This is a genomic window from Spirillospora sp. NBC_01491 (genome assembly GCF_036227065.1).
Lineage (GTDB): Bacteria > Actinomycetota > Actinomycetes > Streptosporangiales > Streptosporangiaceae > Spirillospora > Spirillospora xylanilytica.
The window spans coordinates 1,776,521-1,795,276 of sequence record NZ_CP109432.1; the positions used below are offsets into that span (position 1 = coordinate 1,776,521).

The window sequence follows — 18,756 nt, forward strand, 5'->3', positions numbered from 1 at the left end:
GGTCCGGCGGTCAGCCCGTGATCATGTCGAGCCGGCGCAGGATGACGCCCTCACGCAGCGCCCAGGGGCAGACCTCCAGCTCGGCCAGGCCGAACAGGTCCATCGACGCGTCCGCGACGATCGCCCCGGCGGGGAGCTGCGAGGCCCGGCGCTCGGAGACGCCGGGCAGCGCGGCGCGCCCGTCGGCGGGCATCCCGGCCAGCTTCTCGGCCCATTCGGTCAGGTCGGAGTGGCGCAGCACCCGGCGCTGGTAGGGGCCGTCCGACGTGGACGCGGCGCCGCCGATCCGGGCGAGCTGCTTGAACGTCTTGGACGTGGCGACGGCGAAATCGGGCACGCCGTAACGGGCCACCTCGCCGACGTGCCGCGCGATCTCGGCGCGGACGTGCTTGCGCAGCTTGCGCACCTCGTCGGCGGGCACCGGGTCGGCGGTGAACCAGTCGCGGGTGAGCCGGCCCGCGCCGAGCGGCAGCGAGATCGCCACGTCGGGGTCCTCGTCGATGCCGGTCGCGATCTCCAGCGAGCCGCCGCCGATGTCGACCACCAGCAGCCGCCCGGCCGACCAGCCGAACCAGCGGCGCACCGCGAGGAAGGTCAGCCGCGCCTCGTCCGGGCCGGACAGGGCGCTGATGCCGACCCCGGTGCCGGTGCGGATGCGGTCGAGGACCTCCTCGCCGTTGGCGGCGTCGCGGACCGCGGACGTGGCGAACGCGACCAGGTCCTCCACGCCCTTGTCCTCGGCGACCTGGAGCGCCTCCTCGATGAACGCGCGGAGCCGGGTCTCGCCGTCGGCCGACAGCCGCCCGTCCTCGTCGAGGTGCGCGGCCAGGCGCAGATCGTCCTTGTGGGAGAACGCCGGCAGCGGGCGGGCGCCCCGATGGGCGTCCACCACCAGCAGGTGCACCGTGTTCGAGCCCACGTCCAGTACGCCGAGTCGCATGCCTCGACGCTACCGAACCGGCGGCCCGGCGAATGCCGCGGATCACCCCTATGCGGCCGGAGCTCCCGTGTAACGACCGCTGGAACATACGGCGCCCGGGCCCGGCCCGCGGCCGAGGGCGGGCACCGGACCGGCGGACGGGACGGCGGGGCGGCCCCGGGCCGGTGCACGCCCCCGCCGGGCCGGCACCGGACGGCGGGGTGACCCGCGGGGAAGTGCAATGTGGCCATCGCGGTCGGGGCCGACACGCCCGGCCGGCGCGCGGGTCAGCCGTCCTCGTCCGAGGTCAGCGCGTCCACGCACACCGCGACGCTGAGGACGAGGGCGACGTCGGCGCCCTCGTCGACGTCGACGGCGTAGGTGTCGCGGATCCGGAACCACTTGCGGGAGATCCGCGCGACCCGGCCCTCGTCGGACTCGATCTCGTACTCCTTGTCGATGATGTCGCCCTTGACCGTCCACGCGGAACCGTCGGCGAGCTCGACCTTGAAGCGCTCGCGCAGCAGGGTGAGGTGCTTCTTGTGCACCGACGCGAGGCGCTCGCCCTCGCGTTCGACCACCATCGTGTCGCGGATCGCCACCACCTTCCTGCGGATGACCGCGGCGACCTGGTCGTCGAGGGTCTTCAGCTCGAACGTCTGCCGGACCCGCAGCGCCTTGCCGTCCACCAGGAAGGCGCGCCGGCCGTCCTCGTCCTCGATCCAGTAGTCGTCGCCGATGCCGAAGATCCGGTCTCGCACCTTGAACCGCATGTGCCGCCTTCCGTGGTCGTCCCGCTCTTCCTACCCAACGGGCCGCTACCGTGTCGGCCATGGGGGAAGAGGCCGGACCCGGACGGCAGTGGCGGGTGCCGCCGGGACACGTGGCGCTGAAGTGCGCCGCCGCGGTGGCGGTCGCGGGGCTGGCTGCGCTGTCCGCGCACGACCGGCAGCTCGTGCTGCTGGCGGGCGTGGCCGCGATCGGCCTGGCCGGGCTGGCGGTGCGCGACCTGCTCACGCCGGTGCGGCTGGCCGCCGACGGCGCCGGGGTGACCGTGATGAGCGGCTACGCCGGGCATCGCCGGATCCCGTGGGCCGACGTCGAGGCGATCCGGGTGGACGAGCGGCGGCGGCTGCTCCTGCACACCCGGCTGCTGGAGATCGAGACCGTCGACGACCTGCACCTGCTCAGCGCGTTCGACCTGGGCGCCGACGTGCACGACGTCGCCGAAGAGCTGTTCCGGCTCCGCGCCGTCCCGGACGGCTGATCGGGCACCCGGACGGGCGGCGGGTCGGGCGGTCAGACGGGCAGGTCGTCGGCCCATCCCGGGTAGGAGCTCTGCGCCCCGGGCGTGCGCACGGACGCGGCGCCGACGCGGGCGGCGAAGCGGGCCGCGTCCGGCAGGGCGTCGCCCCGGGCCAGGCGCAGGCACAGCGCCGCCGTGAAGGCGTCGCCCGCGCCGGTCGTGTCGACGGCCTCCACCCGTGGCGAGGTCACCCGGGCCGTCCCGGACGCGTCCGCGACCAGCGCGCCGCCGGGCCCGAGGGTGATCACGACCGACCGGGGGCCCAGGCCGAGCAGCCCGTCCGCGAGCCCGGCCGGATCGCCGCCGTCCCCGTCCCCGTCCCCAGGAGGCCCGTCACCGCCGTCGCGGCCCGCCAGGAGGAAGGCGGCCTCGTGCTCGTTCACCACGAGGGGGTCGCACAGGCGCAGCAGCTCGTCCGGGACGGGGGCGGGCGGCGAGAGGTTGAGGACGACCCGCGCCCCGGCGTCCGCCGCGGTGCGCGCGGCGGCGAGGACGGCGGGGAGCGGCACCTCGAGCTGGAACGACACCACGACCGCCGCGGCGATCATCGCGCGGGCCGCCGCGACGTCGGCGGGCCCGAGCCGCGCGTTGGCGCCGGGCGACACGATGATGCTGTTGTCACCGTCCGGGCCGACGGTGATCAGCGCGACCCCGGTCGGGCCGCCGGTGCCGAGGAGGTGGCCGAGGCCGACCCCGGCGGCGGCGAGCGAGGCGCGCAGCAGCTCGCCGTTGCCGTCGTCGCCGATCCGGCCGACGATCCCGACCCGGCCGCCGAGCCGGGCGGCAGCGACCGCCTGGTTGGCGCCCTTGCCACCCGGGTGGACGGCCAGGTCGGAGCCCAGCACGGTCTCCCCAGGCTCCGGGCGTCGGTCGACGCGGACCACCAGGTCGGCGTTGACCGACCCGACGACGACGACCTCCGCGCGGTCCCGCTCGGGCATGTCCATCATCCGCCAAACAATCACACGGACCGGCCCGGCCCGCAAGGCTCAGCCGCTCAGCCGCTCAGCCGGGGCTCAGCGCCGCCAGGTCCACCGCCCGTGCCAGGTCCTCCACCGTGGCGTAGTAGCCGCGTCCGGCCAGCGCCCCGCCGCCGGTCACCAGGAAGGCCGAGCCGACCTCCGCCCCGATCCCCGCGAAGTCGGCCCATACCCGGTGCGCCCCCGCCAGCCGCACGGCGGTGACCCGCATCCCACCGGGCCCGGTCCAGTTCCCCCGTTCCATGAGATCGACATTACGTTCCGTGACCGCACAGCTCCGTTCCGGCCCCGGTCCTGCGGGGGTCCGGAGGTCGGTAGCGTTGGCGCTCATGAGCTTGGGACGGCGGGTCGAGGACGCCGCGGACGGGATCCTGAAACGGACGCGGTCGGTGTCGGCGGTGGAGGTGTTCACCCAGATCCGCTGGTTGCGGACCGCGCAGGTGGACGAGTGGCGGCAGGGGCGGCACGCCTCCCTCGAGGCGGTCATGCCCGTCGGCGCCGACCGCATCGGCGACGCCGCGCGGGCGCTGCGCGCGTGGGCCGAGGCCCGGGGGCTGGACTCCAGCGAGGCCGTCTACCTCGCGGCCACCCGCGACCGGCGGGCGCTGCGGTTCACCGCCGCGGGCGGTGAGGCGGCCGAGCGCGCCCTCCGCCTGCACTGGACCTCCCCCGATCTGACGCCGGCGCAGCGCGAACGGCTGACCGCCAAGCAGAACCGGGCCCCCGACCTGGTGGCCGTCGTGCCGGAGAAGGCGTGGGCCTGCGCCGGATGCGGCGGCACCGGCGAGTTCCACCTCGTGGAGGACGACGCGCCGCTCTGCCTGGCCTGCGCCGACCTCGACCATCTGGTGTTCCTGCCGTCCGGCGACGCCGCGCTGAGCCGCCGGGCGAAGAAGGAGAGCGGACTCTCGGCGCTGGTCATGCGGTTCAACCGGCGGCGCAAGCGGTACGAGCGGCGCGGCGTCCTCGTCGAGGAGGCGGCGCTCCAGCGGGCCGAGGAGCTGTGCCTGGCCGACGAGGACGCCCGGTCCAGGCGCCGCGACCGCGACCGGGGGCGCCGCGCGGAGCAGGACCTCGACCTCCAGGAGCGGATGGCCGCGGAGATCGTGCGGCTCTTCCCCGGCTGCCCGGCCGACCGCGCGGCGGAGATCGCCGGGCACGCCGCGGTGCGCGGCAGCGGCCGGGTCGGGCGGTCGGCGGCGGGCCGGGAGCTGGACGAGGAGGCCGTCACGCTCGCCGTCGTCGCCTCCGTCCGGCATCTCGACACCGGCTACGACCGGCTCCTGATGGACGGCGTTCCGCGCGCGGACGCGCGCGCCGCGATCCGCGCCACGGTCGACCGGGTGCTCAATACGTGGCGGCGGGCGCCCTAGCCGTACCGCACGGGCCCGGTTCCAGAGAATTCCGGAACCGGGCGTATCCGGACGGATACGTCATGCGCCTGGACGTCGCCGGCCGGGAGGCGGGCTACACCGCCTGGAGGCCGGGGTTGCCGTTCTCGGTCACGAACGAGGCCCGGGTGCTGACCGGTGCGCCCGGCCGCGTCACGTACGGGAGGACGCGGAAGTCGGCGCGGCAGGTGTCCTTGGTGAGCGTGCACCGGACGTAGCCGCGCTGGTAGCTGGTGAACTTGATGTGCTCGTTGGCGTCGAGCAGGTCCTGGCCGCCCGGGTCCAGGTCCATCCCGTCCATCTTGGTGGAGATCGAGGTGCCGACGAACTCCACGCCGATGGTGCGCGAACGCGGGTCGTCGAAGTCCGTCCGCAGGTCGGCGGCCATGTGCCGGTGCATGTCGCCGGTCAGCACGACCGGGTTGCGCACCCTCGGGTCGGCGAGCCGGGCGAACAGCCGGTCGCGGGCCGGCTTGTAGCCGTCCCAGAAGTCCATGACGAACGCCCGGCCGTCGCCGGGGACGGTGTCGACCTGGGTGACCGGGATCTGCTGCGGGATGATGTTCCACGTCGCGCGCGAGCGGCGCAGGCCGTCGAAGAGCCACCGCTCCTGGGCGTCGCCGAGGACGGTGCGGCCGGGCGTGAGCCGCTCGGCGCAGTCGCTGGTCTTGTCCCCGCACGCCTGGTCGTCGCGGTACTGGCGGGTGTCGAGCAGGTGGAACTGCGCGAGGCGGCCGTAGCCGAGGCCGCGGTAGAGGCGGGCGCTCGGCCCGTTCGGCTTGTTCGGCAGCCGCAGCGGGAGGTTCTCGTAGTACGCCTGGAAGGCGGCGGCCTTGCGCTTGCGGAACACCGCCGGGTCGGTGCCGGGGTCCTTGCCGTAGTCGCCGACCCAGTTGTCGTCGATCTCGTGGTCGTCCCAGATCAGCGCCCAGGGATGCGCCTGGTGGGCGGCGATGATGTCGGGGTCGTAGTGGTGCAGCGCGTGCCGCAGCCGGTACTGGGTGAGGTCGTAGGGCTCCGCCCTGACCTCGGCGGGCAGCGCCACGTTCCGCACGCCGCCCGCCTCATCGATCGGGTTCTCGTAGATGTAGTCGCCGAGGTGGAAGATGAAGTCGACGTCCTCCTCGGCCAGGTGCCGGTAGGCGGTGTAGTGGCCCTCGAACCACGCCTGGCAGGACGCGACGCCGAACTTCAGCTCGCTGAGCGCGGCGCCGTGCGCGGGCGCGGTCCGGGTCCGCCCGGCCGGGCTCTGCGCCCCGCCGGCGCGGAAGCGGTAGAAGTACTCCCGTCCCGGCGCGAGCCCGCTCACCTCGACGTGCACCGAGTGCGCCAGTTCCGGGACGGCGTGCGTGCGCCCCCTTCGGACGATCTTCCGGAACCGCTCGTCGGCGGCGACCTCCCAGACCACCTCGACCTTGTGCGGCGGCATCCCGCCGAGGCCGTCCAGGGCGAGCGGCTGCGGCGCGAGCCGGGTCCACAGCACGACGCCGTCCGGCCACGGGTCGCCGGAGGCCACGCCCAGGGTGAACGGGTCGTCGCCGAACGCGGGCGCGGCCCACGCCTTGCTGGTCGAGAAGCCGGCCGCGGCGGCGCCGAGGCCGAGGGCCCCGCCGCCCGCGAGCAGCTCGCGCCGTCCTAGCGACGGGCCGGACGGCCGGTTCTGGGCACTGGTCATGGAGGTCTCCTCGAACGTGAGGGGTGCGTGGGGTGAGGGGCGGTCAGGTTCCGGGACGCAGGCGCAGGAGCACCGGGCCGAACATCCCGGACGCGCGCTGGCCGTCGAACACGAAGTGCGTCGGGCTCACTTCGTCGAGGTAGGGGGCCAGGGTGCCGAACACGAGGACCTCGATGTCGTTCACCCCGGGACGCAGGGCCGTCCCGAGGTCGAAGGTGTAGGGCGCGCAGACGCGGACGCCCGCGGGACGCCCGTTCACCGTCACCTCGGCGGTGCCCCGCACCTTCCCGAGATCGAGCGTCGCCGTCCCGGAGGCCATCGGGGTCGGGGGGAGCTCGACCCGCCGGCGGTAGCGCACGCCGCCGCTGTATCCGGCCAAGCCGACCTCCTCCCAATCGCCCGGTTCGATCGTGCCGGGGCCCATCGCGAACCGCACCGGCCCGGCGAGCGCGGCGCCCGCCCGGTGGCCCGGCCGAGTCCGGATCCGCAGCGTCGCCGTGCGCGCCGCCGTCCGGCCCCCTGGGAGCATCAGATCGAAGGCCGCCGAACTCCCGGTGAACTCCAGTGGCCGCCCGTCCACCAGGACGTCCAACAGTTCGCCGCGCAGGTCGAAGGCCATCCGGGTGGCGCCGGGCGGCACCGTGAGGCGCAGCCGTTCGATCCGGCCGCCGCCCGTCCCGGGGACGTCGAGCACCGTCGGCAGGACGACTCCGCCGCCGGGCCCGTCGCCGCCGCCATCGTGGCCGCCGGTTTCGAGCCAGGCCGTGCCGGGCAGCGGGTGGGGGCGGCGGTGCAGGTGCAGCGCGGCCGGGTCGCCGTGCTGGCGGCGCCTCGGCAGGACGGGCACCGGCTCGCCGTCGCGGGTCGCGGTCCAGCCCGGGGCGCCGGAGACGGCCGGGCCGTCGACCAGGACGGCGGGCGGCGCCCCCTCCTCGGTGAGGACCAGCGTCAGCTCGGCGTTCGCCGCGCCGGTCAGGTCGTAGCGGCCGACGCGCGGGACCTCCTGCTCGGCGTACGGGTCGAAGCCGCCCTGGCGGCCGATCTCCGCGCCGTCCACCAGGATGCGGCAGGGCGCCGCGGACGCCACCTGGAGGACGGTGCCGGGGCCGAGCGGCACGGTGAACGCGACCCGCGCGCCCGGCCGCCCGTCCCCCCCGGCGGTGATCCACTCCGGACGGCGGTACCGCCCGGGGTCGGTCACCACGGCCAGGTGGGCGCGCAGCCGCACGTCCTCGCCGGGGACGAGGTGGAGCTCGACGTCGTGCTCACCGGGAGCGAGCCGGGTGGCGCCGTCCGCGAGGTACCCGTGATCGTCGAGGGGGACGGCCGCTCCGTCCACCGTGAGCGTCTTGGCGGCGGCGGCGCCGACCGCGACGAATCCGCCGCCGCCGTCCGGCACGGTCAGGCGCGTGCGGAACAGCACCCGCTCCCCCGCCCGGACGTCGCCGAAATCGAGGAACTCCTCGGGCACGTGGCCCTTCGGTCCGAGGAAGTCGCGGTGGACGGTGTCCTTGCGGATGCCGCGCGAGTCGGAGTATTCGGCCGTCCGGCCGGGGCCGCCCGGCACGACGGTCCACACGCCGTGCGGACCGAACGTGGCGTGCGCCCCGTCCCAGCCGTCCTCGCCCTCGACCTGGTGGGAGAGGGCCCAGCACTCCAGCGGCACGGGCTCGCCGGCGGGACGGGCGAAGTCGCCCCAGGCGTTGTCGAGCGTCGGCACCAGCTCCATGCTCCAGGACGCCCCGAGGCCGATCTCCGTCTCGGGGACCCGCCTGACGGGAGGCGCGGCGGGCGGGATCGCCCCGTCCTCACCGCCGGGGAAGATGATCAGCGCGGCGGGCCCGTCGTCGAACGGCACGACGACCTCGGCGGCCGTCCCCGAGACGGTGCACGCGAGCGGCCTCAGCGGGCCGCCGAACGGGCCGGCGAGGTAGGCGGGGCCGGTCACGCCCTCGACGCGCACGGGCATCTCCCGCAGGTAGCGGCCCGGGTCGAAGTCGTAGGTCACGTCGACCCAGCCCTGGTCGGCGCCGCGCTCGTCGGGACGCTCGACCGACACGCGGCTGGCCATGGACGGGGTCGCGGTCACGAACACCACGGTCGCGCCGTCGACCTCGCGGACCAGGGCCGGGACGGGCGCCTCCACGCGCCGCCGGGCCGCCAGCAGCGCGTCCAGACCGGCCACGTCCGGGACGGTCTCCACCATCCCGGCGAGCCGTGCCACCGCCTCGCCCGCCGCCGCGTCGCCGACGCCCTCGCGCGGCGGCGGGCCGATCGCGATGACGCGCCCGCCCGCCTCGATGAGGGCGGCGAGCCGCCGGGCGGTGCCGCCCTCCAGCACGGTGCACGCGGGCAGCAGGACGGTCGCGTAGGCCTCGTCCGCGACGTTCAGGCGGCCGTCCGCGACCGTCGCGCGCTGGACCGAGTCGTCGTCCACGACGTCGGCGTCGACGCGGAGCCGGTCGAGGGCGCCGGGCACCATCCGGAACCAGGCCATGTCGCCGATGAGCGCCCGGTAGGTGTCCTGGGCGAGGGCGGCGCCGGAGTCCACGCCGTCCAGCCGCGTCCCGGCCTGCGCGGTCGCGGTCGGGAAGAGCACGGCCACGTCGCACACGTGGCGGCCGAGCGAGAGCGCCGCGCAGAGCCGGGCGACCGCGTCCGCGAAGACCTTGTAGTGCGCCCAGTAGGGCTGGCGCCAGTCGGTGGACGGCGGCGCCCACTCCCACCAGCCCGCCCTGGTCGTGTAGTAGGCGGCGTGCGGGTTGTACAGCGTCGCACCGGACCGCAGCCACGGCAGCAGCCAGTCGAAGGTCTCCTCGATCGTCCCGCCCCAGCCGCTGGAGTGGAACGCCTCGATCCACGTCCGTTCCCGGCCGTACAGGTGGGCGAGGGACGAGTGGACGCGCGCGTCGCCGTGGTGGTCGGAGCCGGGCGCGCCGAACCAGCGGTGGGTGCGCGCGTAGTCGGCGTAGAGCCGCACCCCGTCCACCGGGTGCCCGGCCCGCGCCGGGTCCTGCTGGTCGCAGCCGACCAGCAGGCCGTGCCGCTCGTGCCATTCGGCCAGCGGCCGGAAGAACGCCTCCTCGGCGAGTTCGGCGCGGGTCGCGTGGTAGTCGCGGCGGATCCGCCCGTCCCGGCCCGCCGGCCCGGACGGGCCCGGCGCGCCGGACGGGCCGCCGTCCCACAGCACGGCCAGGTGCGGCGTGAGGTCGTAGCCGCGGCGCTTCTCGAACTCCTCGGCGAACGGCTCCGACCAGGTCGGCAGGGAGGGCAGCTCGTCCTGGAACGACCCGGCGATCACGGTGCCGAGCCGGTGCCCGAGGCGCCGCTCGAACTCGCCGTGCACCCGGTCGAGCAGTACCGCGCACGCCTCGGCCGACAGGTAGTCGAAGCCGCGCACCGACACCCCGCCGTCCCGGTCCAGCCACCGCCCGGCGTACCCGGGGGCGTCCCGCACCAGGCGGGCCTGGAGGTCGGCGCCGGAGAAGCCGAGCTGGTCGTAGAACCAGAGCGACACCCCGAGCGCCCCGGCGTCCTCGCAGACGCCGTCCAGGAGTTCCCACCACGCCTCGGAGAAGAACGGGGGGTCGTCGGCGTCCGCGCCGAACATCGGGCCCGAGGGCGCCAGGTTCAGCACGACCAGGTTGTGGACGCCGCCGGCGGCGAACCGCTCGAGCTGGTCGCGCAGGCGCCGCCGGTCCAGCCGGTCGCCGCTCCACCACCAGATCGGCGCCGGGGAGTAGGCCCGCGGCGGGTCCGCCAGGACCGCGCGCAGCCGCGCCGGGATCATGGCCTCATCCCTTCAGCCCGCTCGCGAAGCCCTTGATCACATACCGCTGGAGCACCAAGAAGACCACCAGGATCGGCAGCGCGGCCAGCACCAGCCCGGCGAAGACCAGGCCGTAGTCGGAGACGTACTGCCCGACGAAGGCGAAGATCCGCACCGGGACCGTCTCGCGCGCCGACCCGCCCAGGTAGAGCAGCGGCGTGAAGAAGTCGTTCCAGATGAACACGGCGTTGAGGATCAGCACCGTGCCGGTGATCGGCCGCAGCAGCGGGAACACCACCCGGGTGAACGCCTGCCAGTGCCCCGCGCCGTCGATCAGCGCGGCGTTGGCGTAGTCGGCGGGCAGCGCCCGGATGAACCCGGTGTACAGGAAGATCGTGAACGGCAGCTGGATGCCGGTGTAGAAGATGATCATTCCCTGGTAGCTGCCCAGCAGCCCGGCCGAGTCGACCAGCTTGAACAGCGGGATCATGCCGAGCTGGAACGGCAGCACGATGCCGAGCAGGAACAGCACGTACAGCCCGAACCCGAGCCGGGACGCGCAGCGCGCCAGGAAGTAGGCGGCGAACGACCCGACCGCGATGAGCAGCAGCAGGCTGACCACCGTGATCACGGTGCTGTTCAGCAGCGCCGAGCCGAGCGAGGCCCGCTGCCAGGCGTCGGCGAAGTTGCCGAACGTCGGGGACGTCGGCGGCGCCAGCGGCGTCGACGCGATCTGCTGCTTGTCCTTCAGCGACAGCGTGATCAGCGCGTACACCGGGAACAGGAACGCCAGGGCGACAGCGATCATCACCAGTTCGAGCAGGAACGTGCGGAACCCGTAGCGGAGCTTCACGCGCTCACCTCCCGGCCGCGCAGATAGAAGATCTGGACCATCGACACCGCGGCCACGAACAGCGCGAGCACCAGGGCGATCGCGGTGCTGTAGCCGTAGTTGCCGAAGACGAACGCCTGCTTGTACAGCACCGTCGACAGAGTCTCGCTGGCATGCCCGGGGCCTCCGTTGGTGGCCGCGTAGACCTGGTCGAACAGCTTGAGGCCGCCGATCGTGGACAGCATCACGTTGATCGTGACGGCGGGCGCCAGCAGCGGCCAGGTCACGTGCCGGAACCGCTGGAACCGCCCGGCGCCGTCGATCATCGCGGCCTCGTGCAGCTCGACCGGCACCCCCTCCAGCCCGGCCAGGAAGATGACCATCGAGTAGCCGGCGAACTGCCAGACCACCATCCCGGCCACCGACCAGATCGCCAGCGAGGGGTCGCCGAGCCAGTCCTGGCGCAGCCCGCCGAGCCCGACGGCGCCGAGGATGCCGTTGAGGCCGGCGTCCGGCGCCGGGTTGTAGACGTACTTCCACAGGAAGGCGACCATCACCGGGCTGACCACGGCGGGTGCGAAGAACACCACCCGCAGCAGCGCCCGCGACTTGATGGCGGTGTGCACGCCGAGCGCGAGCGCGAGCCCGACGCCGTTCTGGACGATGACGATCGCGACGCTCAGCAGCAGCGTGTTGACGAGCGAGCCGCGCGCCGCGTCGTCCTGGAGGAGCTTGCTGAAGTTGTCGAGGCCGTTGAAGGAGCTGTCGCCGATGCCGTTCCAGTCGGTGAACGCATAGACGATGCCGCTGGCGGTCGGGTACAGCACCACCAGCGCGTAGACCGCCAGGGCGGGCGCCGCGAACCACCACGGCGGCCTCAGGAACCCGCCCTTGGCGCGGCGGATCGTGAGCAGGGACACGGCTACTTCTTCCGGTAGGTCTCGTCCAGCTTGGCGAGACCGGCCGCGACGGTGGTCTTGCCGCCGAGCAGCTCCTGCACCATCGCGAAGTGCGCGGGCTGCACCTCGGCGTTGGGCCAGTTCTGGTCCATGAACGGCACGGCCCTGTTCCCGTCCATGAACGACAGGAACGGCTCCAGCACCGGGTCGATCTTGGAGCTGGAGTCGCGGACGAGCGGCACGCACGCGACCGCCTCGGCCCACGTGTTGATGTTCTGCTGCTCGCCGAGGAACTCGATGAACGCCTTGGCGGCGTCGCGGTTCTTGCCGCGCGCGCTGACGCCGAGGCCGACCACGACGCCCGCCGGGATCCACACCCCGGCCGCGTCGTCCGCGCCCGGCACCGGGAACATCGACAGGTCGTCCGGTCCGGACGCCGCCTTGCGGAAGTCGGGCAGCACCGCCGAGACCTGGATCGCCATGGCGGCCTTGCCGGTCGCGACCATGGAGGTCTGCTGCTCGAAGGTGGTGCCGTTCGGGTTGTCGTTGAAGAACCCGCGCTTCTGGAGCTCCAGGTACATCTCCAGCGCCTGCACCCAGCCGGACTTCGCGAAGGTCGCCGATCCCGCCTGCATCTGGCTGTCGAACTGCGGGTTCTCGGCGTACACGGTGGACGGCACCAGCGCGTAGCTGATGAGCTGGGTGACCCAGGGCGTCTGCGCGCCGAGCGCGATCGGGATCTTGCCCTTCTTCTTGATCTTCTCGCAGACCTGGAGGAACTCCGGCCAGGTCTTCGGCGGTTCGACCCCGGCCTCCTGGAAGACCTTCTTGTTGTAGATCGCGCCGATCACGCTGGCGCCGGCCGCGTGGATCAGGGTCTTGCCGTCGCGCTGGAACGCGGGCTTGAAGTTGGCCGGGATCTTCTTGGTCCACGCCTGGTCGCTCAGGTCGGCGAGCAGCCCGGCCTGGGAGATCTGCATCATGCTCATCGCGCTGCCGTTGCCCGGGAACACCACGTGCACGTCCGGCGCGTTGCCCGCGCCGAGCTGGGTGCGGACGGAGGTCTGCACCTGGTCGGTCGGCGCGTAGGAGGCGTTGAACTTGGACTTGGTGTAGGCCTTGGTGAGCAGGTCCAGCGGCTTCTGCTGGTCGGCGACGCCGACCAGCCGCAGGGTGCCGCCGGAACCGCCCGACGACCCGCCGCACGCGGCCAGCGCTCCGGGCAGTGCGATCGCCCCGGCGGCCATCCCGGACGCCCGCAGGAACCCGCGGCGGCTGAGGGCCGCCCTCTCGAACGACGCTGACATGTGTCCTCCTTGATGTCCGGCGAAAGGGTCGCCGGGGCCGTCCCCCTTGGGGACGGTGGTCAATGAACGTCCGCGGTGAAGCGGAACTCCCCCGATGTCACCCGGCAGCGGAGCGCTCCCGGCTCCGTGCCGACGATCCGTACGCCGGCGGCCTCGGCCGCCGGGATCCCGCTCTCCCTGACCCCGCCGGGATCGGCCGCGGGAATGTGCACCACGGCGGACGCCCCCGGCGGCACCGACACCTCCAGCCGGAACCCGCCGCCCTCGCGGGTCCAGGCGGTGCTCACCGTGCCGCGCACCGACTCGTACGACGCACGGGCCCAGGTCAGGCCGCCGGGACGGGGGCGGATCAGCAGTTCCCGGTAGCCGGTCGACGCGGGCGCCTGCGCCAGCCCGGCGACACCCTGGTAGAGCCACTCGCCGATCGAGCCGAGCGAGTAGTGGTTGAACGAGTTCATCGCGGCGGCCTGGAAGCCGCGTCCGGCGGTGTAGCCGTCCCACCGCTCCCAGATGGTGGTGGCGCCGTTCCGCAGCGGATGCAGCCAGGACGGCGGTTCGGCGCGGGTCAGCAGGGCGTGCGCGAGGTCGGCGCGGCCGTGCGCGTCCAGGACGGGCGCGATCAGGCCGACGCCGAGGAACCCGGTGGTCAGGCCGGGTCCGGCCGCCTCGACGAGTTCGGCCAGGCGGTCCGCGGCGCCCGGCACGAGCTCGGCGGGCAGCAGGCCGAAGGCCAGGGCCAGCAGGTAGCCGGTCTGGGTGTCGCCCTCGATCCGGCCGTCCGGCGTCACGAACCGCTCGGTGAAGGTCTTGCGGATGTGGCCGGCGAGCGTCCCGTACCGCTCGGCGGCGTCGGGGTGGCCGAGGACCTCCGCGGCGCGGGCGGTCAGGTCGGCGCTGCGGGCGAAGTAGGCGGTGGCGACCACGTCGCGCGGCGTCGGCGTCGGCGCGAGCCAGTCGGCGAAGTGCGGGCCGACGCGGCGGTTCCACACCAGGTCGGGGTTGTGCCGGTGGACGAAGTCGACCCAGCCGCACATCGCGTCGAAGTTGCGGACCAGCACCCGCTCGTCGCCGTAGACCCGGTACAGGTGCCAGGGCACCAGAACGCCCGCGTCGCCCCAGCCGGGCGCGCCCTCGTCGGCCACCCCGGCCAGTCTCGGCGCCACGTTGCTGAAGCCGCCGTCCGCCGACCGGGCGCCGCGGACGTCGCGCAGCCAGCCGTCGAAGAAGGCGGCCACGTCGGCGTTGAGGCAGGCGGTCGGGAGGAACACCTGCGCGTCGGCGAGCCAGCCGAGCCGCTCGTCGCGCTGGGGGCAGTCGGTGGGGACGCTCACGAAGTTGGAGCGCTGCCCCCAGGCGATGGACTGGTGCAGCCGGTCGAGCTCGGGGTCGGAGCAGGCGAACTCGCCCGCCCACGGGGTGTCGCTGTGCAGCACCACGCCGGTGATGTCGCCGGTGCCGAGGGCGGTGAGGCCGGTCACCTCGGCGTAGCGGAAGCCGTGGTAGGTGAACCGCGGCTCGAAGATCGTCTCGTCGTCGGCGCCCGCGACGAGCACGTCCGTGGCCGCCGCGGTGCGCAGGTTGTCGGTGTAGAGGCGGCCCCGGTCGTCCAGGGTCTCGCCGTGCCGGACCACCACCCGGTCGCCGGGCGCCAGGCCGCGGGCGGTGACCCGGACGCGGCCGGCGAAGTTCTGCCCGAAGTCGACCAGGTGGCGGCCGTCCTCGAACCGGGTGACGGTCCGGGGCGCCAGCTCCTGGACGGCCCGGACGGGCTGCGCCACGGACGCGGTGAGCAGCGCGCGGTCGGTGCCCGCGACGTACGCGGGCAGCCAGCCGTCCCCGGACGCGCGGCCGGCCGGGGTCCCTTCGGGCCGCGACTCCGCCGGCTGTGACTCCGCCGGACGCGGCTCTTCGGGCTCGGTCTCCCGGTCCCGCGTCGCCTCGGGCCGTGCCCGCTCCGCGGGGAGGTCCCAGCCGGGGGTCTCGAGGCGGAGGTCGTGGCACTCCCCCATCAGCAGGTCGGCGTACCGGATGGGCGACCGGGCCGTCTCCCAGTCGCCGCCGGTGGCCAGGATCCCGGTCGTGCCGTCGGCGTATTCGAGGTGCAGCTCGGCCAGGAGCTGCGGGAACGTGCCGTAGTGCGCGCCGGAGCGGCGCGGGTCGAAGCCGACGAAGCCGCTCCACCAGCCGTCCGCGAGGGTCGCGGCGAGCACGTTCCCGCCCGCGCGGAGCAGGTCGGTCACGTCGTAGGTCTGGTAGTCGATCCGGTCGCGGTAGTCGGTCCAGCCGGGGGCCAGCTCGGCGTCGCCGACGCGGGCGCCGTTGACGCGCATCTCGTACAGGCCGCGGGCGGTGACGTAGAGGCGGGCGCGCACCGGCGCGGCGGGCGCCTCGAACGGGCGGCGCAGCCGGACGGCGGGCTGGAGGCCGTGGTCGGCCAGGGCCAGCTCGCCCTCCTCGGGGGCGTTCATGACGTCGAGTGCGGCGGGGTCGTGCGCGATCCAGGAGGCCGTCCAGGCGGACGGGCCGAGCATCCCGGTCTCGAACCAGGACTCCGCCGCGCCCACCGCGCCGTCCGCGGCGGTGACCGAGACCTGCCAGCGGTAGCGGGTGCGGGGCCGCAGGAGGGGACCCGCGTAGCGGGCGGACGCGGCCTCCGGGTCGGCCACCTCGCCGGTGTCCCAGACGAGCACGCCGTCCTCGGTGCGGACGCGCACCCGGTACGCGGCGGGCGCGTCGCCCCGCCGGCCCGACCGCAGCCGCCAGGACAGCAGCGGCGTCCCCGCGTCGAGCCCCAGCGGCTCGGCCCGGTGGTCGCAGCGCAGGCCGTAGGGGGTGAGCAGCACGTGCTCGGAACCGGTCACCGGCCCACTCCAATCACTTAACAACAGATCTGTGAAGATCACGTTAATTAATGTGGAGTTGACGCTAGAAGGTGCTCGAACAGGGTGTCAAGAACTTCGGAGCAACCAATTAAAACGTTTTTCTCGGCGTTCCCGGGCAGCCCGAAAAGCGCCCCCGGCACCGGGGGCGCTCCTTCCGGCCCTTCCTTCGTCGCCGCCGGTCAGCCCAGGGAGTAGGCGATCACCAGGGGAACGGGGTCACGTCCGCGCCAGCTCGTAGGCCACCTTCTGCTCGTCGAGGTCGCGCAGCACCTCGGCGCCGGCGCCGTCGTCGACGATGACGCGGTCGAACGCCGAGAGCGGCGCCACCCGGTGCAGCGCCACGCGGCCCAGCTTGGAATGGTCGAGCAGCAGCACGTTGCGGGCCGCGGCGCCGAGCATGGCGCGCTTGACCGACACGATGTGCTGCTCCTGGTGGTAGGCGAAGCCGCCGGACACCGCCGAGGTGGACACGAAGCACAGGTCCACGTTGAGCGCCCCGATCGCGTCCACGCACGACACCCCGAGGAAGGAGTCGTGCAGCGGGTCGTAGTCGCCGCCGAGCGCCAGCAGGCGGATGTCGGGCTGCCGGGCGAGCAGGTTGATCGCCTCCCGGAAGTTGGTGATGACGGTCAGCGGCGTGATGCCGGCGAGCCGGCGGGCCACCGCGAGCGTGGTGGTGGAGTCGTCGAGCATCACCGCCATGCCCGGCTCGATCAGCTCGACCGCGCGCCCGGCGATGGCGTCCTTGGCGGCCTCCATCGACTTCATCCGGTAGGAGACGTTGCTCTCGAACACCCCGGACGGCTGGGCGGTGACGCCGCCGCGATGCTTGCGCACGATGCCCTGGCGCTCGAGTTCGTCGAAGTCGCGATGGATCGTCATCAGGCTCACGCCGAATCGTTCGGCGAGGTCGGCGGCGGTGACCGAGCCCGCGGAGAGTACATGATCGGCGATGTCCCGCCGGCGCCCTTCGGGGCCGCGCCGGCCGGTGCTGTCCTTGGTCATGATCCGATCCTCCCGTGGCGGCGCGCCGGGCGGCGGGACCTTCCCGGAGCCGGCGGCGGGACGGGCGCACGAGGGCCCTGCTGTTAACACTGCGAGAGCCGCGTCACAGAGCTTGTAACACCAGCCCGTATCGCGTCAAGCCCCTGCGCATCGCGGTTTTGGCCGGGTCCGCCAGGTACCGTACCGACATGAATTAACGTTCACGTGTTGTAAGTTCACATGATTCGACGCGAAAACTTAGGAGTCATATCGTGCGAGAGGGGTCCCCGGACGCCGTCTGGGTCGGCATCGACGTCGGCACCCAGGGCGTCCGGACGCTGGCCGTCACCGCCGCCGGACGGGTCGCCGGGCGCGGCTCGGCGCCGCTCACCGGGCGGCGCGACGGCGGGTGGCACGAGCAGGACCCCGCCGACTGGTGGGCCGCCGTCGTGCAGGCCACCCGCGCCGCGCTCGCCGGCGTGCCGTCCGCCGCGGTCCGCGGGCTGGCCGTGTGCAGCACCTCCGGCACCGTGCTGCTGGCCGGGCCGGACGGCGAGCCGCGGACCGGCGGGCTGATGTACGACGACGGCCGGGCGCCCGCCGAGGCGCGCGCCGCGCAGGAGGCCGGGGACGGGCTCTGGGACCGGCTCGGCGTGCGCATCCAGCCCTCCTGGGCGCTGGCCAAGGTGCTGTGGCTGGCCCGCGCCCACCCCGGCCTCCTGGACGGCGCGCGGATCACCCACCAGGCCGACCTCGTCGTCTCCCGGCTCATCGGCGCGCCCGCCGGCACCGACTCCAGCCACGCGCTCAAGACCGGCTACGACCTCCAGGCCGAGGGCTGGCCGCGCGAGGCGCACGAGCGGCTCGGCCTGCCCGCCTCGCTGTTCCCCGAGGTGGTCCGGCCCGGGACCCGGCTCGGCGAGGTCGGCGCCCGCGCCGCCGCGGAGACCGGCCTGGCGGCCGGCACCCCGGTGATCGCCGGGATGACCGACGGCTGCGCCGCCCAGCTCGGCTCGGGCGCGCTCGGGCTCGGCCGGTGGAACTCGGTGCTCGGCACCACCCTGGTGCTCAAGGGGGTGACCGCCGCGCCCGTCCGCGACCCGGCGGGGGTCATGTACAGCCACCGCGCGCCGGACGGCGCCTGGCTGCCCGGCGGCGCCTCCAGCGTCGGGGCGGGCGTGCTGTCCGGCGACCTCGCCCGGCTGGACGAGCTGGCCGCCGCCCATGAGCCGTCCGGGGCGCTGGCCTACCCGCTGGTCTCCCGCGGCGAGCGCTTCCCCTTCCTCGCCCCGCAGGCCGAGGGCTTCGTGCTGGGCGAACCGGCGGGCGAGGGCGACCGGCACGCGGCCCTGCTCCAGGGCGTCGCGCTCATCGAGCGGCTGGCGCTGGCCTACGTCCGGCAGCTCGGCGCCGACGTCGAGGGCCCGATCACCTTCACCGGGGGCGCGGCACGCAGCGCGTACTGGTGCGGGCTCCGCGCCGACGTCCTCGGCCGCCCGGCCCGGATCCCCGAGCACGCCGACGCCGCCCTCGGCATGGCCGTCCTCGCCGCGTACGGGACCACGGAGGGCCGGTCGCCGGCCGACATCGCCGAGTCGATGGTGCGGATCCGCACGGTCGTGGAGCCCCGGCCCGGCGCGGCCGAGCGGTTCGCCGAGCCGTTCCACCGCCTGCTGGACGAGCTGGAACGGCGCGGCTGGCTGCCCGCCGAGCAGGCCGCCTACGCTCGCGAGCACGGCTGAGTCATATTTCAAGCCCGGCCCGGCGCCCTCGCCTGGCGGCTCGGACGCCGACCGTGCTTGGGCGAGCGCG

14 protein-coding genes are annotated in these 18,756 nt (G+C 74.2%); 3 read left to right on the plus strand and 11 right to left on the minus strand.

Annotation, left to right across the window (positions count from 1 at the left end; all coding sequences use genetic code 11):
- Nucleotides 1–10: 10 nt before the first annotated feature.
- Entirely contained in the window at nucleotides 11–940 is a 930-nt protein-coding gene (locus OHA34_RS08780; RefSeq protein ID WP_285940563.1) for a Ppx/GppA phosphatase family protein, read from the minus strand.
- Between the two features lie 266 nt (nucleotides 941–1,206).
- Nucleotides 1,207–1,692, minus strand: coding sequence for an LURP-one-related/scramblase family protein (locus tag OHA34_RS08785; protein ID WP_329521296.1), 486 nt, complete (start codon nucleotides 1,690–1,692; stop codon nucleotides 1,207–1,209).
- 59 nt (nucleotides 1,693–1,751) lie between these two features.
- Here OHA34_RS08785 and OHA34_RS08790 point away from each other — a divergent pair, with 59 nt between their 5' ends.
- On the plus strand, nucleotides 1,752–2,186 hold the full coding sequence (locus OHA34_RS08790; protein WP_285940565.1) for a PH domain-containing protein: 435 nt from the start codon (nucleotides 1,752–1,754) through the stop codon (nucleotides 2,184–2,186).
- Between the two features lie 32 nt (nucleotides 2,187–2,218).
- Here OHA34_RS08790 and OHA34_RS08795 read toward each other — a convergent pair whose 3' ends face one another.
- Nucleotides 2,219–3,166: a ribokinase gene (locus tag OHA34_RS08795; protein ID WP_329521297.1), complete on the minus strand. Its 948-nt coding sequence runs from the start codon at nucleotides 3,164–3,166 to the stop codon at nucleotides 2,219–2,221.
- Nucleotides 3,167–3,230: 64 nt separating this feature from the next.
- Nucleotides 3,231–3,449 (minus strand): hypothetical protein, encoded by a 219-nt coding sequence (locus tag OHA34_RS08800; protein ID WP_285940570.1) that lies wholly within the window; start codon nucleotides 3,447–3,449, stop codon nucleotides 3,231–3,233.
- A gap of 85 nt (nucleotides 3,450–3,534) precedes the next feature.
- Between OHA34_RS08800 and OHA34_RS08805 the strand changes: the two genes are divergently transcribed.
- Complete coding sequence (locus OHA34_RS08805) at nucleotides 3,535–4,578, plus strand: DUF2293 domain-containing protein (protein WP_329521298.1); 1,044 nt, start codon at nucleotides 3,535–3,537, stop codon at nucleotides 4,576–4,578.
- A gap of 94 nt (nucleotides 4,579–4,672) precedes the next feature.
- On the opposite strand, the gene OHA34_RS08810 is transcribed toward OHA34_RS08805, so the two are convergent.
- The 7 genes from OHA34_RS08810 to OHA34_RS08840 all read right to left on the minus strand — a co-directional run bounded on the left by OHA34_RS08810 (nucleotide 4,673) and on the right by OHA34_RS08840 (nucleotide 16,965).
- Complete coding sequence (locus tag OHA34_RS08810; protein ID WP_329521299.1) at nucleotides 4,673–6,271, minus strand: alkaline phosphatase D family protein; 1,599 nt, start codon at nucleotides 6,269–6,271, stop codon at nucleotides 4,673–4,675.
- A gap of 43 nt (nucleotides 6,272–6,314) precedes the next feature.
- Nucleotides 6,315–10,061, minus strand: a complete 3,747-nt coding sequence (locus OHA34_RS08815) for a glycosyl hydrolase (RefSeq protein WP_329521300.1) — start codon at nucleotides 10,059–10,061, stop codon at nucleotides 6,315–6,317.
- Between the two features lie 4 nt (nucleotides 10,062–10,065).
- Entirely contained in the window at nucleotides 10,066–10,893 is an 828-nt protein-coding gene (locus OHA34_RS08820; RefSeq protein WP_285940577.1) for a carbohydrate ABC transporter permease, read from the minus strand.
- Entirely contained in the window at nucleotides 10,890–11,792 is a 903-nt protein-coding gene (locus OHA34_RS08825) for a carbohydrate ABC transporter permease (RefSeq protein ID WP_329521301.1), read from the minus strand. The genes OHA34_RS08820 and OHA34_RS08825 overlap by 4 nt, the downstream gene beginning before the upstream one ends.
- Nucleotides 11,793–11,794: 2 nt before the next feature.
- A complete protein-coding gene (locus OHA34_RS08830; protein ID WP_285940580.1) occupies nucleotides 11,795–13,078 on the minus strand; it encodes an ABC transporter substrate-binding protein in 1,284 nt (427 codons plus the stop codon).
- Nucleotides 13,079–13,137: 59 nt separating this feature from the next.
- A complete protein-coding gene (locus OHA34_RS08835; protein ID WP_329521302.1) occupies nucleotides 13,138–15,939 on the minus strand; it encodes an alpha-L-rhamnosidase in 2,802 nt (933 codons plus the stop codon).
- Nucleotides 15,940–16,176: 237 nt separating this feature from the next.
- Nucleotides 16,177–16,965: a DeoR/GlpR family DNA-binding transcription regulator gene (locus tag OHA34_RS08840; protein WP_285940584.1), complete on the minus strand. Its 789-nt coding sequence runs from the start codon at nucleotides 16,963–16,965 to the stop codon at nucleotides 16,177–16,179.
- 251 nt (nucleotides 16,966–17,216) lie between these two features.
- Between OHA34_RS08840 and OHA34_RS08845 the strand changes: the two genes are divergently transcribed.
- Entirely contained in the window at nucleotides 17,217–18,686 is a 1,470-nt protein-coding gene (locus OHA34_RS08845; RefSeq protein ID WP_329521303.1) for an FGGY-family carbohydrate kinase, read from the plus strand.
- Nucleotides 18,687–18,756 lie beyond the last annotated feature (70 nt).

What these genes read in the sequence shown, in the direction of transcription:
- OHA34_RS08815 (WP_329521300.1), bottom strand. Translation starts at nt 10,061, where the DNA reads ATGATCCCGGCGCGGCTGCGCGCGGTCCTGGCGGACCCGCCGCGGGCC.
- OHA34_RS08780 (WP_285940563.1), bottom strand. Translation starts at nt 940, where the DNA reads ATGCGACTCGGCGTACTGGACGTGGGCTCGAACACGGTGCACCTGCTG.
- OHA34_RS08810 (WP_329521299.1), bottom strand. Translation starts at nt 6,271, where the DNA reads ATGACCAGTGCCCAGAACCGGCCGTCCGGCCCGTCGCTAGGACGGCGC.
- OHA34_RS08790 (WP_285940565.1), top strand. Translation starts at nt 1,752, where the DNA reads ATGGGGGAAGAGGCCGGACCCGGACGGCAGTGGCGGGTGCCGCCGGGA.
- OHA34_RS08840 (WP_285940584.1), bottom strand. Translation starts at nt 16,965, where the DNA reads ATGACCAAGGACAGCACCGGCCGGCGCGGCCCCGAAGGGCGCCGGCGG.
- OHA34_RS08830 (WP_285940580.1), bottom strand. Translation starts at nt 13,078, where the DNA reads ATGTCAGCGTCGTTCGAGAGGGCGGCCCTCAGCCGCCGCGGGTTCCTG.
- OHA34_RS08805 (WP_329521298.1), top strand. Translation starts at nt 3,535, where the DNA reads ATGAGCTTGGGACGGCGGGTCGAGGACGCCGCGGACGGGATCCTGAAA.
- OHA34_RS08785 (WP_329521296.1), bottom strand. Translation starts at nt 1,692, where the DNA reads ATGCGGTTCAAGGTGCGAGACCGGATCTTCGGCATCGGCGACGACTAC.
- OHA34_RS08800 (WP_285940570.1), bottom strand. Translation starts at nt 3,449, where the DNA reads ATGGAACGGGGGAACTGGACCGGGCCCGGTGGGATGCGGGTCACCGCC.
- OHA34_RS08795 (WP_329521297.1), bottom strand. Translation starts at nt 3,166, where the DNA reads ATGCCCGAGCGGGACCGCGCGGAGGTCGTCGTCGTCGGGTCGGTCAAC.